Consider the following 15,285-nt stretch of genomic DNA (forward strand, 5'->3'; position numbering starts at 1 on the left):
GTTCGCGGCGCTCGGAAATCATCTCTCCCGCAGTGGACGCGGGCATTGTGCCTATGCGGTCGCCAGCGCGGTGGCGGCTCGCGTCCCGGACCGCGAAGGTCGGGACCAGGATCGATGCAGCTCTTCTCGCATGCGAAGCGTCCGGTGCATCTCGGGCCGTATCCGTCCGAACGGCTCGGCCGCACCACCGAGATGCCGGATCTCGGGCGGGTCGCCGGCGACGGCACGTTGAGCCCGACCGGCGGGGCGGGCGGACTCGCGGACGCGATGAGCGAGTTTCTCTGCGCGCTCGATGCCGTGCGGCAGGGCGACCGCAATGCGGCCGCGGCCGAGATTCCGGACGATCCCGACGAGCGGGCGCGTCACCTCAAGGCGGCCGGCTACTTTCTCGACAGCGCGCTGGTCGGGATTTGCCGCCTCGACGCGGTCCACCGGCTCCCCCGCCGCATCGAGCATCCGGACTTGCGCACCGTTTCCTACCAGGCCTCCGAGGAGAAGCTCCGTCTGCGCTTCAATCCGAGCGCGGTGATACGGCAGATGCAGCGGTCCTTGGTCCTGACCGATGCCGGCATCGCGCATCACACCCACGCGATCGTGTTCATGGTCGAGCATCCGCGCGATCCGGCGGTCGACGAGCCGGGGGCGGAGTGGATCGTCGGCTTGCAGGGCTGGCGCGCCGCCCTGCGCAGCGCCGAGACCGCGACGGTGCTGGCCAACTACCTGCGCATCCTCGGCTACGATGCGTGCAGCCACTCGGCGACGACGACCGATGTCGATCTGAACCGGCTCGCGGTGTCGGCCGGGCTCGGGCGCGTGACGAGCCGGGGCACCGTGGTCAATCCGTTCATCGGCAGCCGCTTCGGCCTCGCCGCCGTGACCACCACGATGGCGCTGGCGCCGGATGCACCATTGCGTCGCCAGAGCCTCGGCGATCGCCTGCGGGCCCAGGGGCCGGGCTGGTGGATCGGCTGGGCGAGCCCGAAGACGGCGCGCAACCGCCTGGAGTTCGCCCGGCGCGCCTTCAAGGACAGCCGCTTCCCGGTGGAGACACTGAAGCGGGTCGATCGTCCGACCACGTTCATCGACGAGGAGCGCATCCCGCGCAGCCCGAAGAGCAGCGAGTTCTTCCTGCGCGCCGCCTTCGGGGATCTGGGCAAGGCGGCGCAGGACGCCTCCAAGGACGGCTTCTCGGTCGCCAAGGCGCCGCTCGCCGCCGCACTGCGGCTCGCCCTCAACGTCTATTCGCTGCTCCAGCGCGGCGAGCCGGCGGGCGCGCCGGCGGCGGGCCACGACGATCCCGTCCGCAATGCCGACACCGTCAAGGCCACCATGCACTGGCTCGGCGCCGACCTCGCCGGCGTGTCGCGTGCGCCCGCCTGGGTCTGGTACTCGCACCGCCAGGACGGGACCGAGATGCCGGTCGCGCATCCGCTCGCGGTCTCGGTGATGATCGACCAGGGCCACGAGACCATGGAGGGGGCCTCCGGCGACGATTGGATTTCCAGCGCCCAGTCGATGCGCACCTACATGCGGGCCGGTCTCGTCTGCGGCGTCGTCGGCCGGCATCTGCGCCGCCTCGGCTTCTCGGCGACGGCCCATTCGGCCGCCGACAGCGACGTGATCCAGACGCCGCTGGTGCTGCTCGCCGGTCTCGGTGAGGTCAGTCGCATCGGCGACATCATCCTCAACCCATTCCTCGGGCCGCGGCAGAAGACCGGCATTCTGACCACCGACTTTCCGATGCGTCCCGACAAGCCGATCGACTTCGGCTTGCAGACGTTCTGCGGCTCCTGCAACAAGTGCGCGCGCGAATGCCCCTCGGGCGCGATCTCGTCCGGCCCCAAGGTGATGTTCAACGGCTACGAGATCTGGAAGGCCGACGTCGAGAAGTGCACGCGCTATCGCATGACCAACATGGGCGGCTCGATGTGCGGCCGCTGCATGAAGACCTGCCCGTGGAATCTCGCCGGGCTGGTCCGCGAGGCGCCGTTCCGCTGGGCCGCCATGAATCTGCCGTGGGCGGCGCGGTGGATCGCCCGCCTGGACGACGCGCTCGGTCGCGGGCGCATCAACCCGGCCAAGAAATGGTGGTGGGACGTCACCAACGACGGCACCGGCAAGATCGTGCAGGCGGCGGAGACCAACCGGCGTGGACTGAACACGCATATCGATCTGAAGTACGAGGACCAGACGCTCGCGGCCTATCCGGCGCCATTGGTGCCGCCGCCGCTGCCGGCGCCGTTCCCGATCGATCGCGAAGCCGGCATCGCCGCCTACCGGCAGCTCCTCAGCCCGCAGGAGCACCAGGATCGGCTCGCCCGCGGCGAGACCGAAGGGCTGGTGCCCGGCCCGCGCCCGCTCGACGGGGCGCCGCCCGTCATCGTCGCCGAGGTCGGCCGTCGCTGGACCAGCTCCGCCGACGGCAAGATCGATCTGTTCGAGATCGTGTCGCGCGACGGCGCGCCGCTGCCGCCGTTCGAGGCCGGCGCCCATATCGACGTGACGGTGACGCCCCAGTACATCCGCCAGTTCAGCCTGGCCGGTGATCCGGCCGACACCAGCCGGTATCTGGTCGGCGTGCTGCGCGAGGATCTGGGCCGCGGCGGCTCGATCAAGATCCATCAGATGCTCAAGCCCGGCACCCCGGTGGTGATCTCGCGCCCGCGCAATCATTTCCCGTTGGTCCGTGATGCGCGCCGTCATCTTCTGCTCGCCGGCGGCATCGGCGTCACCCCGTTGGTCGCCATGGGCCACGCACTGCACCGCGCGGGCGCCGACTTCACTTTATATTACAAGGCGCGGACCCGCGCCCAGGCGGCGTTCGTCGCCGAGCTCGAAGCCGTGCCGTGGGTCCGGCGGGTACATTTCCGGTTCAGTGACGAATGCCGGCTGAACGTCGCCGACGTGCTGACCGGCTATCGGCCGGGCGATCATCTCTACACCTGCGGACCGGCTGCGTTCATGGATGCGGTGTTCGGGGCGGCGCTGGCCCTCGGCTGGCACGAGGATGCGCTGCATCGCGAGTACTTCTCGGTCCCCGAGGCCAAGGCGTACGACAACCACCCGTTCACGCTGGAGCTGAAGCGGACCGGGCGGTCCATCGTGGTGCCGGCCGACAAGGCGGCCACCGCGGCGCTGCGCGAGGCCGGCGTCACGGTCGACGTCAAGTGCAGCGACGGGCTGTGCGGCGTCTGCAAGGTGCCGTGTCTGGACGGGGAGATCGAGCATCGCGATTACGTGCTCAGCAAGAGCCAGCGAGCCACTCACATGATCCTGTGCTGTTCGCGGGCGAAGCAGCCGGACGGAACCATCGTGGTGGATCTGTAGCGGGCGACGGAGGTGAGCGGCGGCGCCTTGGCGCCGCCGAGACATGTCCGGGTCGGTGATCCGGGCGCCTAGACGAGCCGGCGGCGCACGACGCTCCTCTGGGGCGCCGGGCGGGCGCCGTCGTACGGGCGTCGTCGTGACGATCATCGAAAATCAAACAACACTGAAAGGGAGGACTCACGATGACAGCAACGCGGATCTCGAGGCGTCGGTTCATCGCCGCCGGGGCAGGGCTGATGGCGCTCTCCGCCGCGCCGGCAAGGGCTTCGCCGCTCGCCGGCAAGACCATCCGGATCGTCTACCCGTTCGCGGCCGGCAACACCGGCGATGCGGTGGCCCGCATCCTGGCGGACCAGCTCCAGCGCAGCCTGGGTGCGGTGGTGTTCGTCGAGAATCGTGCCGGCGCCGCCGGCCGCACCGGCACCCAGTCGGTGATTCGGTCGGAGCCCGACGGCACCACGCTGCTGCTGGCGCCGCTGCCGGTCATCTCCATCTATCCGCACTCCTACGACAGGCTCGGCTACGATCCGTTCACCGAGCTACAGCCGATCTCCCAGGTCGTGCTGTTCGACATCGCCTTCGTGTCGGGGCCGAAGCCCGGCTTCGACTCGCTGAAGAGCCTAATTGCGTGGGTGCGCGCCAATCCGTCGGCGGCGAGCTACGGCTCGTCGGGCGCCGGTGGCATCTCCCATCTGTTCGCGGTGCTGTTCGCCCAGCACAACAAGCTCGACATGAAGCATGTCGGCTATCGGGGCTCCGCCCCCGCCGTGAACGATGTGATTGCCGGGCACATCCCGTTTGCCTCGGTAGCTTCGGGCGACTGCATCGAGCTGCACAAGGCCGGCACCGTCCGCATGCTCGGGGTCTCCGGCCCGAAGCGCCTCGCCGTGCTACCCGACGTGCCGACTTTCACCGAGGGCGGCATCCCGATCGACGGCACCGCCTGGTACAGCCTCTACGCCCCGACCGGAACGCCGGCCCCGGTCGTCACGGCGCTGCATCGCGGTGTGGCGGATGCCATGCAGGTGGCGGCGGCGCGCGAGCGACTCCAGGCGCTCGGCACGACCCCGGTCGGCAGCTCGCCCGAGGAGCTGGCGCGCATTCAGGTGGAAGCCAGCAAGTACTGGGAGCCGGCCGTCCGTGCATCGGGGTTTCGCCCGGATCACTGAGCCGATTCCGGCTGATCGAATACGCCTCGATGCCGGGGTGTGGCACCCGGATCGGCGCTCGCGCCGTCCGGGATCAGGCGTTGCCGCGAACCTGGATTCAGCAAAATGCGCGTGGACGTCGTCGCCGGGTTGTCGACCGCCGCACGAAATGCGGCGTCCAGCTCGACATGAAACGTTGGCGATTTTGTTGGCGGGCCTGAAAAAAGTGGTGGGCGCTGTAGGGATTGAACCTACGACCTCTCCCGTGTGAAGGGAACGCTCTCCCGCTGAGCTAAGCGCCCGACCGTTGCGGCGAAGTAATGCCCGAAGCCGGGCCTGTCAAGCCGATCCGCCGCCGCGTCGATCAGCCCGGTGGATCATTGCGGCGGCAGCGGGGTCGCCGGCGCCACGGTGGCAGGGGCCGGCGCCGCGGCGGGGGCAGGAGCCGGTGCCGGCGCGGTCCGCGGCGTGCGCGCCGCCGTCGGCTGCGAGGCGCGCGGCCGCTGGGTGTTGGGCCGGCGCTTCTGGGGGGGCGGCGGCACGGCGGCGAGCTCGACATAGACCGGATTCGGCTCGAGCTGCACCGAAGCGGCGGCGAACTCCGGGTCGCCCTGGCCGGACTCGGCCCGCACGGTGCGCACCGGCACGGTCTGCGGCTGATAGCCCGGCAGCGTGAAGGTGACGGCGATCTCGCCGACCAGCGGCACCGGCAAGGCGCACGGCGTGCGGCAGGTGGCGCCGCTCGACAGGCGCGCCTCGGCGCCGGGCGGATCGCTCTCCAGGTTCAAGGCCGCGGTCGCGGGTCCCCCGATGCCGAAGCTCGGGATCTGGAAGCTCGACAGCGATTCGCATCCGGCGAGCAGGATGCCCCCGGCCGCGACCGCCAAAACTCGGTACAACAGGCTGTTCATGGTCCGGCGTCCCCCAACGCCGCCTGCGACATTAGGGACGCCGAGCCCTCGGCGCAACCGCTCCCATTCGGGGAGGTGCCTCGGTGGGTGGGGCGGGGCGGCTAGCCGGAATAGGTGGGGGTGCCGGCGGTCGTGTCCAGCAGGGCCGCGACGGCGTCCGGCAGCTCGGCGTAGTGGCCGATCACCCGGTCGGGACCGAGGCTCGCGATCGGCACCTCGGTGTAGCCGAAGTCGACGGCCACCACCGGCACGCCGCTCGCCCGGGCGGTAAGGATGTCGGTGCCCGAATCGCCGACCATCACGGTGCGGGCCGGGTCGCCGCCCGCCGCCGCGATGGTGCCGAGCAGCGCCTGCGGGTCGGGCTTCATCACCGCGAAGGTGTCCTGGCCGCAGATGGCGCGGAAGCGGCCGGCGAGGCCGAGCGCGTCGAGGAGCTTGCGCGACAGCCGCTCCAGCTTGTTGGTGCACACCGCGAAGCGGCAGCCGGCTCCGTCGAGCGCGTCGAGCGCGTCGATCACCCCCGGAAAGGGGCGCGACAGATCGGCGATCCGCTCCGCATAGGCGTCCACATAGACGGCGTAGAGGCGGTCGATCGCGGCGCTCCCGCAGTCGCGCCCCTGCGCCGCGAGGCCGCGCTCGATCAAGAGCCGGGCGCCGCCGCCGATGAACCGCCGGGCCTCGTCGAACGGCACCGCCGTGATCCCCTCGCGCACCAGGAGGCCGTTGAGGGTGTCGATCAGATCCGGCGCGGTGTCCACCAGGGTGCCGTCCAGGTCGAACACGACGAGCGGGGCGGGGGCGGGCTGATGCATGCGCGATCTCACGGGTCCTGCGATCTCACGGGTCCTGCGCGCTCACGGGTCCGGCGCGGCACGGCCGGCCCTCGCGGGCCTTAGCCCGGTCCGGCGGCGCGGCGCAAGGGACACTCTGGCACAGCAGCTCGGCGGGCGAGTGACGGCTTGCCGGGGGCGGCGCTTGCGACATGGCGGGGCCGGCCACACCGTGCTCGGCTCTAGGCGGAGCGGCGGATCGGGGCTACATAGCGGGCGCGCCCCCTGTCACGAGCCTCCGACGCGCTGCACCCATGTCCGCCGATTCCCTCAAGCGCGAGGCCGCCGCCCGCGCCCTCGATTTCGTCGAGCCCGGCATGCGCCTGGGGCTCGGCACCGGCTCCACCGCCAAGCACTTCGTCGCCCTGCTGGGCGAGCGGGTGCGGGCTGGCCTCGACGTGGTCGGCGTGCCGACCTCGGAGGCGACCCGGGCCGACGCCGAGGCGGCCGGAATCCGGCTCGCCACCTTGGACGAGGTCCCGGCGCTCGACCTGACGGTCGACGGCGCCGACGAGATCGCCCCCGATCTCAGCGCCATCAAGGGTGGTGGCGGGGCCTTGCTGCGTGAGAAGATCGTGGCGGCCGCCTCGGCCCGCATGATCGTGATCGCCGACGAGGCCAAGTGGGTCGACACCCTCGGCCGCTTTCCGCTGCCTGTCGAGGTGGTGCCGTTCGGCCTCACCCCCACCTTGCGCGCCGTCGAGGCGGCCGCGCAGGCCGCCGGCTGCCCCGGCCCGGCGCGCCTGCGGCGCACCGCCGAGGGCCACGCTTTCGTCACGGACGGCGGGCACTTCATTCTCGACTTGGCGCTCGGCCGCATCGCCGACCCGGCCGGGCTGGCCGATCGGCTCGCCGCGGTGCCCGGCGTGGTGGAGCACGGACTGTTCATCGGGCTGGTGCGGCTGGCGGTGATCGCCGGCGCCTCCGGCGTTCGCATCGAAACCGCACCATCGTTCTAGACAGGGGGAACTCCCATGAAGCTCGTTTCGATCCTCCGCGCCGCCGTGGTGGCCGGGCTCGCCGTGGGCGTGGTGGCGGTTGCGCCGGCGCACGCCCAGCAGGGCGGCGCCCAGCCGGCGGCCACGCAGGCGGCTCCCTCGGCCTCGGCGATCGCCGCGGCGCGCGAGCTGATCTCCATCAAGGGCGGCTCGGTGATGTTCGACCCGATCGTCACCGGCGTGATCGAGTTCGTGAAGAACACCTTTGTGCCGACCAACCCGCAGCTCGCCGGCGAGCTCGGCGAGGTCGCCGTGAAGCTGCGCAAGGACTACGACGCCAAGCGCGCCGAGCTGCTCGGCGAGGTCGCCCGGATCTATGCCCAGCGCTTCACCGAGAGCGAGCTGAAGGAGCTGGTCGCCTTCTACAAGTCGCCGGTCGGCAAGAAGATGGCGTCTGACGAGCCCGCCATCATCGACGAGAGCCTGAAGAAGGCGCAGTCGTGGGCCGACACTTTCTCGGCCGAGGTGATGACCCGGTTCCGCGAGGAGATGAAGAAGAAGGGCCACGACCTGTGAGCGCGCCGGACCGCCGCGTCGATCTCTTCGTCATCGGGGCGGGCTCGGGCGGCGTCCGCGCGGCCCGCATCGCAGCCGGCTATGGCGCCCGCGTGATGGTGGCCGAGGAGTATCGTGTCGGCGGCACCTGCGTGATCCGCGGCTGCGTGCCGAAGAAGCTGCTCGTCTATGCGTCGCGCTTCGGCCACGCGTTCGAGGACGCCGCCGGCTTCGGCTGGAGCGTGGCGGCACCGGCGTTCGACTGGGCGACCCTGATCGCCAACAAGGACCGCGAGATCGCCCGCCTGGAGGCCGCCTACACAGCGACGCTCGGCAAGGCGGGTGTCGATCTCGTCAAGAGCCGCGCCGTGCTGGAGGATGCCCATACGGTGCGGTTGGAGGCGACCGGAGAGCGCGTGCGCGCCGAGCATGTCCTGATCGCCACCGGAGCGGTGCCGCATCTCGGCCCGGCGATCCCCGGCATCGAGCATGTGATCTCGTCCAACGAGGCGCTGCATCTGGACACGTTGCCGACCCGCGTGCTGGTGCAGGGCGGCGGTTACATCGCGGTGGAGTTCGCGTCGATCTTCGCCGGCCTCGGCTCGCAGGTGACGCTGGTCTATCGCGGCGAGAACATCCTGCGCGGCTTCGACGACGACGTTCGCCAGCATGTGCGGGAGGAGTTCGAGAAGCGCGGCGTGCAGGTGATCACCGGCAACACCGTGGCGGCGGTCGAGGCGTCGGGCCGGCACTACACGGCGCATCTCTCGGGCGGCCTCCAGGTCGCCGCCGACACCGTGATGTTCGCCATCGGCCGGCCGCCGAATGTGCGCGGCCTCGGGCTGGAGACCGTCGGGGTGCGGCTCGCGCCCAATGGCGGCATCGCGGTCGACGACTATTCGGCCACCTCGGTGCCCGGCATCTGGGCGGTCGGCGACGTGACCAACCGGGTCAACCTCACCCCGGTGGCGATCCGCGAGGGCCACGCCTTCGCCGACACGGTGTTCGGCGGCAAGCCCACCAAGGCCGACCACGCCAGCATCCCGACTGCGGTGTTCACCGAGCCGGAGGTGGGGGTCATCGGGCTCACCGAGGCGCAGGCGCGGGAGCAGATCGGCGACGTCGACATCTACCGCACCCGCTTCCGGCCCATGAAGGCGACCCTGTCGGGCCGTGACACCGCGGTGCTGCTGAAGCTCGTGGTCGATGCCGCGACCGACCGGGTGGTCGGCTGCCACATCGTCGGCGAGGGGGCGGGCGAGATGATCCAGCTCGTCGGCATCGCGGTGCGGATGGGCGCCACCAAGGCCGACTTCGACGCCACCATGGCGGTGCATCCGACCGCCGCCGAGGAGCTGGTGACCATGCGGCAGCCGACCGTCCGCCACCGCCGCGAGGCGGCCGAGTAGGGGGCGGCCGGTCGGCGCTGGAGCGGGCGCGCGCACGGCCCGTTTCGGAGTGTCGGACGCAGAGGGCGATCAATCGAGGTGCAACCGTTGCTGCATGGAGGCCTGCCCCCTACATTGAACGGAGGCAACCGGCGGAGCCGTCCATGGGCTTGAACATCGACACCGACGAGGCGTCCCGCTTGGCCGAGGAGCTGGTGCGGCTCACCGGCGAGAACATCACCGAGGCGGTGACCACCGCGCTGCGCGAGCGGCTGGAGCGGGTTCGCGGCGGGTCCGGCGAGGGGCTGTCGGAGCGGCTGCTGGCGATCGCCAAGGAAACGGGCCCCCTTTGGAAGGAGCCGTACCGCTCGCTGGATCACGGCGATCTGCTCTACGACGAGAACGGATTGTTCAAGTGATCGTCGATACATCCGCGCTGATCGCGATCCTGAAGGACGAACCCGACGCCCGGCGATACACGGATGCGATCGAGGCGGCGCCGGTTCGCCGCTTGTCAGCAGCCAGCTACGTCGAGGCTGGTGTGGTCGCCGATCGAAACGACAATCCCGTCATCGCGCGTCGGCTCGACGAGATCCTGGCTGCTGCGGCCGTTGTTATCGAGCCGCTCACGCAAGCCCAGGCCCGCCTCGCACGCGAAGCTTATCGCACCTTCGGCAAAGGCAGCGGCCATCCGGCGAAGCTGAACCTCGGCGACTGCTTCAGCTATGCGCTGGCCAAGGCGACCGGCGAGCCGCTGCTGTTCAAGGGGCAGGATTTCGCCCGGACCGATATCGCGCCGGCCCTGGCGGGCGGCCCGGTCTCGCAACCCGATTGACCTCGCGCCTGGATCGGATTCCGCCCCAGAGGTCTTTGCGTGTTCGCATTGTCGACGGCGAGCCGGCGCCCACTTTGCCGGACGATCCTCTAACCCCGCTCTGGCCCCGCGCCGCCGGGGTCGTGTATAAGGCCCCCCGCGCGGCAGAACACTCCCCGGGACGACACCCGGCCCGCGCCCGACGAGGACGAGACCATGGCCGAGCGGTGGACCCCCGAAAGCTGGCGCCGGAAGCCGATTCAGCAGGTGCCGGACTACCCGGACGCGGGCGCCTTGGCGGCCGTCGAGACGCAGCTCGCCAAGTTTCCGCCGCTGGTGTTCGCCGGGGAGGCGCGCAGCCTCAAGCGGCAGCTTGCGCAGGTGGCGGCCGGCGAGTGTTTCCTGCTCCAGGGCGGCGATTGTGCCGAGAGCTTCGCCGAGCACGGCGCCAACAACATCCGCGACTTCTTCCGCGTCTTCCTTCAGATGGCCGTGGTGCTCACCTATGCGGGCGCGTCGCCGGTGGTGAAGGTCGGCCGCATCGCCGGTCAGTTCGCCAAGCCGCGCTCCTCGCCGACGGAGACGCGCGACGGCGTCACCCTGCCGAGCTATCGCGGCGACATCGTCAACGACAATGCGTTCACGCCCGAGGGGCGCACCCCCGATCCGCGTCGGCAGATCGAGGCGTACCGGCAGTCGGCCGCCACCCTCAACCTGCTGCGTGCCTTCGCGCAGGGCGGCTACGCCAACCTGGCCAGCGTGCACCAGTGGATGCTCGGCTTCGTCAAAGACAGTCCGCAGTCGCGCCGCTACATGGAGCTGGCCGATCGCATCTCCGAGGCGCTCGGCTTCATGCAGGCGTGCGGCCTCGATCTCGCGCGCCATCCGGAGCTGCGCACCACCGAGCTGTACACTAGCCACGAGGCGCTGCTGCTCGGCTACGAGGAGGCGCTGACCCGGATCGACTCGACCAGCGGCGACTGGTACTGCACGTCCGGCCACATGCTGTGGATCGGCGACCGCACCCGCCAGCTCGATCACGCCCATGTCGAGTTCCTGCGCGGCATCAAGAATCCGATCGGCCTCAAATGCGGCCCGTCGATGAAGCCCGACGACCTGATGCGGCTGATCGAGGTGCTCGATCCGGAGAACGAGCCCGGTCGCCTGACCTTGATCGCCCGCATGGGCGCCGACCGTGTCGGCGATCTGCTGCCGCCGCTGGTGCGCGCCGTGCAGCGCGAGAAGCGCCGGGTGATCTGGTCGTGCGATCCGATGCACGCCAACACGATCTCGTCGGGGTCCGGCTACAAGACTCGGCCGTTCGACCGCATTCTCCAGGAGGTGAAGGGCTTCTTCGCCGTGCATGCGGCCGAGGGCACGATCGCGGGCGGCGTCCATCTGGAGATGACCGGGCAGAACGTCACCGAATGCACCGGCGGGGCGCGGGCGATTTCCGACGAGGACCTCAACGATCGTTATCACACCTTCTGCGATCCGCGGCTCAACGCCGAGCAGTCGATCGACATCGCCTTCCTGATCGCCGAGCTTCTGAAGAAGGAGCGCATCGGCCGTGGCGTGCCGCTGCCGGTCGCGGCAGGCCAGTAGGTCGGGCGTCCACCCCCGGCGGGACGGTCCCGCCGGGCCGCGTCGTGGCGCCTTAATGGTCTCTTAACCGCGCTCGCGAAGTCGCGGCCGACAGCGGCCGGAAACGACAACGAATCGATAACAAGTCGGTTCAGATTGTCTCCGTCCGGACGTGCCGACGGGGGGCCGCGTGTCGAAGGACGGGAGCATCCGCGGACGAGTCGCGGCGATGGCCATCGCCGCGACCGTCACCGCATCGATGGCATCGGCGGCCGAGTGGCCGCGGCTGCCGCCCGACCCGCCCGACGTGGCCACCGTCTGGGACCCGGGCCCGCGCTGGCCGACCCTTCCGCCTGGCCACGACGAGGCCGCGGCGGCCGCCCGAGCGGCGCCGCCGCGACCAGCCCGCCCGAAGACCCGGCCGGCCGTGGAGACCGCCGGTGATCTCGGCCCGCAGTGGCCGCGGATCGAGACGACCGCGACCACCGCCGAGGCAGCCGCGCCGGACACCGACAAGCCCGAGACCACCGGCGCCTTCACGCCGGTTCCGGCTGCGCCGGCCCGGCGCGCCGCCGTGACGCCTCCGGCCGCCGCGGTCCCGGTCTATCGGCCGACCTATCCGGTGCCGGCCGCCGTGGTGGCGCGGCCGTTCGTCATCGAGGTGGGGGGCCGCTACTGGTACTCGAGCGGCAAGGCCGATTTCGGCTTCCGGAACGGCTATCCCGGTTACGGCGATCCGACCTCGACGCTCGACTGGCGTGACACCGCCGGGCACGCCGGCGAGGTGTTCGGCCGCGTCGACCATCGGCCGACCGGCTTCTTCGTGAAGGGGCTGATCGGCGCCGGCACGCTCGGCGGCGGCACCATCGTGGACCGCGACTTCTTCGCCGGGCAGGTCCTGTTCTCCGACACGTCGAGCGACATCCGCGGCGACAGCCTCAACTACGGCATCGTCGATGCGGGCTGGTCCTTCGACGTGCCGGGGGCCCGGTTCCGGGTCGGCGGCTTCGTCGGCTGGCACTACTGGCGCGAGAGCCTGACCGCCTATGGGCTGACCTGCAATCCGGATCAGGTCGGCGGCGTGGTCTGCGGGCCGCCGGGCTCGGTGCAGGCGCCCTCTACGACCGCGGTGCTCGCCTACGAGCCGACCTGGCAGGCGCTGCGGCTCGGGATCGACGGGCGCTGGACGTTCATGCCGGGCTGGTCGGTGTCGGGCGAGGTGGCCTACATGCCGATCGCCCATCTGGAGAACAAGGACAGCCACCTGCTGCGGCAGGACTTCGGCCCCGGCGGGCTCGGGCCTGCTCCCAATATCATCTCGCGCTCGTCACAAGGGCGCGGCGTCGCGGCCGAGGTGTTCCTGAACTACGCGGTGACGCCGGCGATCGAGATCGGTGTGGGAGGCCGCTTCTGGGGGCTCAATGCCGATACGGGCACCGTGGCGTTCGGCCCGAGCTTCGCGTCGCGCTTCGATCTCACCAAGTTCGAGCAGCAACGCTACGGGCTGCTGGTGCAGGCGAAAGGGCGATTCTGAACAGCCCTGAAAAGACGCTCTCGCGTCTCGAAATAACCGCGTCTCGAAATAAGCGCGTCTCGAAATAAGCGCGTCTCGAATAACCGCGTCTCGCACGATCCAGTCTGGCCGTGTCCAGTCGCGTGGCCTCTGCGGCCGAGCCGCCGCCAGCCGGAGCGCGTTGACGCGCCCGGCCGCGCGGCGATCGACGACGTTTCAGATCGCGTCCTTGAGCTCCTTGGCGGCCCGGAAGGCGACCTTCTTGCTCGCCTTGATCTTGATCGGCTCGCCGGTGGCCGGATTGCGGCCCATGCGGGCGGCGCGCTTCTTGACCTGGAGGATGCCGAGGCCGCCGATGCGCAGGCGATCACCCTTCTTCAGGTGCTTCACCGCGAGGGCGACGAAGTCGTTGAGGATCGCCTCGGACTGCTTCTTGGCGATCTCGTGGTTGCCGGCGATGGTCGCGGCGATGTGCTTGAGCGTGACGGTCGGGGTCGGCGTCGCTGCCTTGGCCATCGGAAGTTCCTCCTCTGCTGGAACGATGGACGCTGAAACTGCCCGTCACATAGACGATTCTCGGGTCTTGGAAACCGGCGAATCGGAGAAACGCCCATGTTTTGTGGCTTTCCGGCATGCCAGGTGGCGGATGACCCCGTCCCGCAGGCATTTCGCGCCACTCTTTCGGCCTTGCCCGCGACCGCAGGCCGCGGCCGGACGGCGGGCGTCGGGGTCACGCCGAGGGGGCCGAAAGCGGTTCGAGCCCCATGACATCGGCCTCGGCCGCGGGTCCGTCGCCCACCTGTCCACCGGCCCGCAGGAGCGTGCGAGAGGTGCTTGACTTCGGTCGGGGAGGGCCCTATTGCAGCGGCTCCGAAGTCCGGGGGCGTAGCTCAGTTGGTTAGAGCGCCGGCCTGTCACGCCGGAGGTCGCGGGTTCGAGCCCCGTCGCTCCCGCCAGTCTTTTCAGAGACTTGGCATAATCTCCCTAGACTTCGTGACACTCTTCGCAGCCGAGCCGTGACACTTTCGTCCGGATTTCGTTCGCGGCCTCAGTCCCCTTTCCTCAGCCGTGCCCGACCGAGCGCCCTCGCGTCGTCGACGCGCCGCACGCTCGGCACGTTCACGGGCGTGTAGGTTTTCCGCAGCCGCGCAGAGGCGTGGATGGTGTTCGCCATCTTGTTCGACAGGTCCTCGACGCGGGCGCCGCCGGCGTCGGCCTCGACAGCGCCGGAACGCCGCATGTCGGCGAACTGTCGGGTCTCGCCAAGCCCGAACAGCGCGGTGCGCACGGCCCGGAAATCCTTGTCCGCCTTGTCCTTGGTGTAAGGCTGGGGCCCCCATCGGCGCCCACCTCGCGGTCCCGGCTCGCTACCGGCCGTCCGGAACAGAGGTGCAGTGTCCAGGAGATCGACGCCGAGAGACCGCAGATAGGCCGACAGGATGGCGTCGGACCATTGCGACAGCGTGCCGGCGGCCGCCCGGCCGGTCTTGGCGCGATCGACGAAGAACACGGCGCCGCCCGCGTCCCGGGCCATCTGGCCGGCCGTGAGGCGCCGCGCGTCGCCCGGCGATAGCATCGTGTCCCAGGTCACGGCCATCAGCGCGGCGAGCCCTGGCTTGCCGGTCCGCCACGCCCGCTGGACGAGACGCAGCACCTCCCGATTCGTCCACACCGCCTGGCGGGGTGGCGGCGCCGTGTTGGTGATGGCGAGGCTCGGGTCGGCGTGGATATCGCAATACCCCATGCGCGCCATGCGCTTCCATAGCGCCCGCCAGACCTTAACGACGCGGTGGCGCTCGGCCGCCGACACCCGGTGCTCGATCTTGGGCAGCAGCCCTGCCGCCTCGCCGGTCGCCGGGTCGATAAACAGGAAGTCCTCCGGCTCGATCCTGGCCGGGTTCACGTCGCCGAAGGCGGGGTCGAGCCACTTCCAGGCGCGGGGCCAATCGTCGCGCGCCTCATGGGCGCGATCCCACGCGATCCCTTTCGCCTTGCGTTCCGCCGCCCGCAGCGCCATCGCGCGCTCGTACGCTTCGCCGACGCTGCCGGCCGGATGAATATGCCGCGGCGCCGGCGCGAGCCCCCGACGCACCAGGTCCCAGTCGTCGTTGAGGGCAAGCGCCCGGGCCTTGTCCTCTGCCGTCAGGGCTGTCCCGAAGGTCTCCAGCCGGAAGCCCAGAGACCGCATCTTACGGGTCGGCCGCCAGCGCCAGCGACCGTTCACGAAGACGAGGTATCGCACCTTGTCCTTGCCCATGCCTACGGCGACCCTCGTCG

13 protein-coding genes and 2 tRNA genes are annotated in these 15,285 nt (G+C 70.3%); 10 read left to right on the forward strand and 5 right to left on the reverse strand.

All coding sequences use genetic code 11. The features are described 5' to 3' along the window. The first annotated feature begins 114 nt into the window (after window positions 1-114). Window positions 115-3,327: a 4Fe-4S double cluster binding domain-containing protein gene (locus tag ACFQUV_RS06650; protein WP_129607763.1), complete on the forward strand. Its 3,213-nt coding sequence runs from the start codon at window positions 115-117 to the stop codon at window positions 3,325-3,327. A gap of 182 nt (window positions 3,328-3,509) precedes the next feature. Next, window positions 3,510-4,496, forward strand: coding sequence for a tripartite tricarboxylate transporter substrate binding protein (locus ACFQUV_RS06655; protein WP_129607762.1), 987 nt, complete (start codon window positions 3,510-3,512; stop codon window positions 4,494-4,496). A 206-nt stretch (window positions 4,497-4,702) separates the two neighbouring features. Here ACFQUV_RS06655 and ACFQUV_RS06660 read toward each other — a convergent pair. From ACFQUV_RS06660 to gph, 3 genes are all read right to left on the reverse strand, one after another. Beyond that, a tRNA-Val gene (locus ACFQUV_RS06660) sits at window positions 4,703-4,777 on the reverse strand. Between the two features lie 75 nt (window positions 4,778-4,852). Beyond that, the gene (locus ACFQUV_RS06665) at window positions 4,853-5,386 is read right to left on the reverse strand and encodes a hypothetical protein (protein ID WP_155478837.1); all 534 of its coding nucleotides are present in this window, start codon (window positions 5,384-5,386) and stop codon (window positions 4,853-4,855) included. Between the two features lie 101 nt (window positions 5,387-5,487). Continuing rightward, complete coding sequence (gene gph, locus ACFQUV_RS06670) at window positions 5,488-6,198, reverse strand: phosphoglycolate phosphatase (protein ID WP_378394421.1); 711 nt, start codon at window positions 6,196-6,198, stop codon at window positions 5,488-5,490. A 272-nt stretch (window positions 6,199-6,470) separates the two neighbouring features. Here gph and rpiA point away from each other — a divergent pair, with 272 nt between their 5' ends. From rpiA to ACFQUV_RS06705, 7 genes are all read left to right on the forward strand, one after another. Further along, entirely contained in the window at window positions 6,471-7,175 is a 705-nt protein-coding gene (gene rpiA / locus ACFQUV_RS06675; protein ID WP_129607561.1) for a ribose-5-phosphate isomerase RpiA, read from the forward strand. 15 nt (window positions 7,176-7,190) lie between these two features. Continuing rightward, window positions 7,191-7,730, forward strand: a complete 540-nt coding sequence (locus ACFQUV_RS06680) for a DUF2059 domain-containing protein (protein ID WP_165363755.1) — start codon at window positions 7,191-7,193, stop codon at window positions 7,728-7,730. Continuing rightward, complete coding sequence (gene gor / locus ACFQUV_RS06685) at window positions 7,727-9,118, forward strand: glutathione-disulfide reductase (RefSeq protein ID WP_129607565.1); 1,392 nt, start codon at window positions 7,727-7,729, stop codon at window positions 9,116-9,118. Before ACFQUV_RS06680 ends, gor begins: the two co-directional genes overlap by 4 nt. Window positions 9,119-9,261: 143 nt before the next feature. Further along, window positions 9,262-9,516, forward strand: coding sequence for a type II toxin-antitoxin system VapB family antitoxin (locus tag ACFQUV_RS06690; RefSeq protein WP_129607567.1), 255 nt, complete (start codon window positions 9,262-9,264; stop codon window positions 9,514-9,516). Further along, on the forward strand, window positions 9,513-9,932 hold the full coding sequence (locus ACFQUV_RS06695; protein ID WP_129607569.1) for a type II toxin-antitoxin system VapC family toxin: 420 nt from the start codon (window positions 9,513-9,515) through the stop codon (window positions 9,930-9,932). The genes ACFQUV_RS06690 and ACFQUV_RS06695 overlap by 4 nt, the downstream gene beginning before the upstream one ends. A gap of 195 nt (window positions 9,933-10,127) precedes the next feature. Continuing rightward, entirely contained in the window at window positions 10,128-11,516 is a 1,389-nt protein-coding gene (locus ACFQUV_RS06700) for a class II 3-deoxy-7-phosphoheptulonate synthase (RefSeq protein ID WP_129607571.1), read from the forward strand. 208 nt (window positions 11,517-11,724) lie between these two features. Then, window positions 11,725-13,029, forward strand: a complete 1,305-nt coding sequence (locus tag ACFQUV_RS06705) for a hypothetical protein (RefSeq protein WP_129607573.1) — start codon at window positions 11,725-11,727, stop codon at window positions 13,027-13,029. 195 nt (window positions 13,030-13,224) lie between these two features. Here ACFQUV_RS06705 and ACFQUV_RS06710 read toward each other — a convergent pair whose 3' ends face one another. Further along, window positions 13,225-13,524: an HU family DNA-binding protein gene (locus ACFQUV_RS06710; RefSeq protein WP_111388314.1), complete on the reverse strand. Its 300-nt coding sequence runs from the start codon at window positions 13,522-13,524 to the stop codon at window positions 13,225-13,227. Between the two features lie 363 nt (window positions 13,525-13,887). On the opposite strand from ACFQUV_RS06710, the gene ACFQUV_RS06715 reads away from it, so the two are divergent. Beyond that, a tRNA-Asp gene (locus ACFQUV_RS06715) sits at window positions 13,888-13,964 on the forward strand. Window positions 13,965-14,056: 92 nt separating this feature from the next. Here ACFQUV_RS06715 and ACFQUV_RS06720 read toward each other — a convergent pair. Next, a complete protein-coding gene (locus ACFQUV_RS06720; RefSeq protein WP_129607576.1) occupies window positions 14,057-15,265 on the reverse strand; it encodes a hypothetical protein in 1,209 nt (402 codons plus the stop codon). Window positions 15,266-15,285 lie beyond the last annotated feature (20 nt).

Source organism: Rhodoplanes sp. P11 (genome assembly GCF_964266735.1).
GTDB lineage: Bacteria > Pseudomonadota > Alphaproteobacteria > Rhizobiales > Xanthobacteraceae > Rhodoplanes > Rhodoplanes serenus.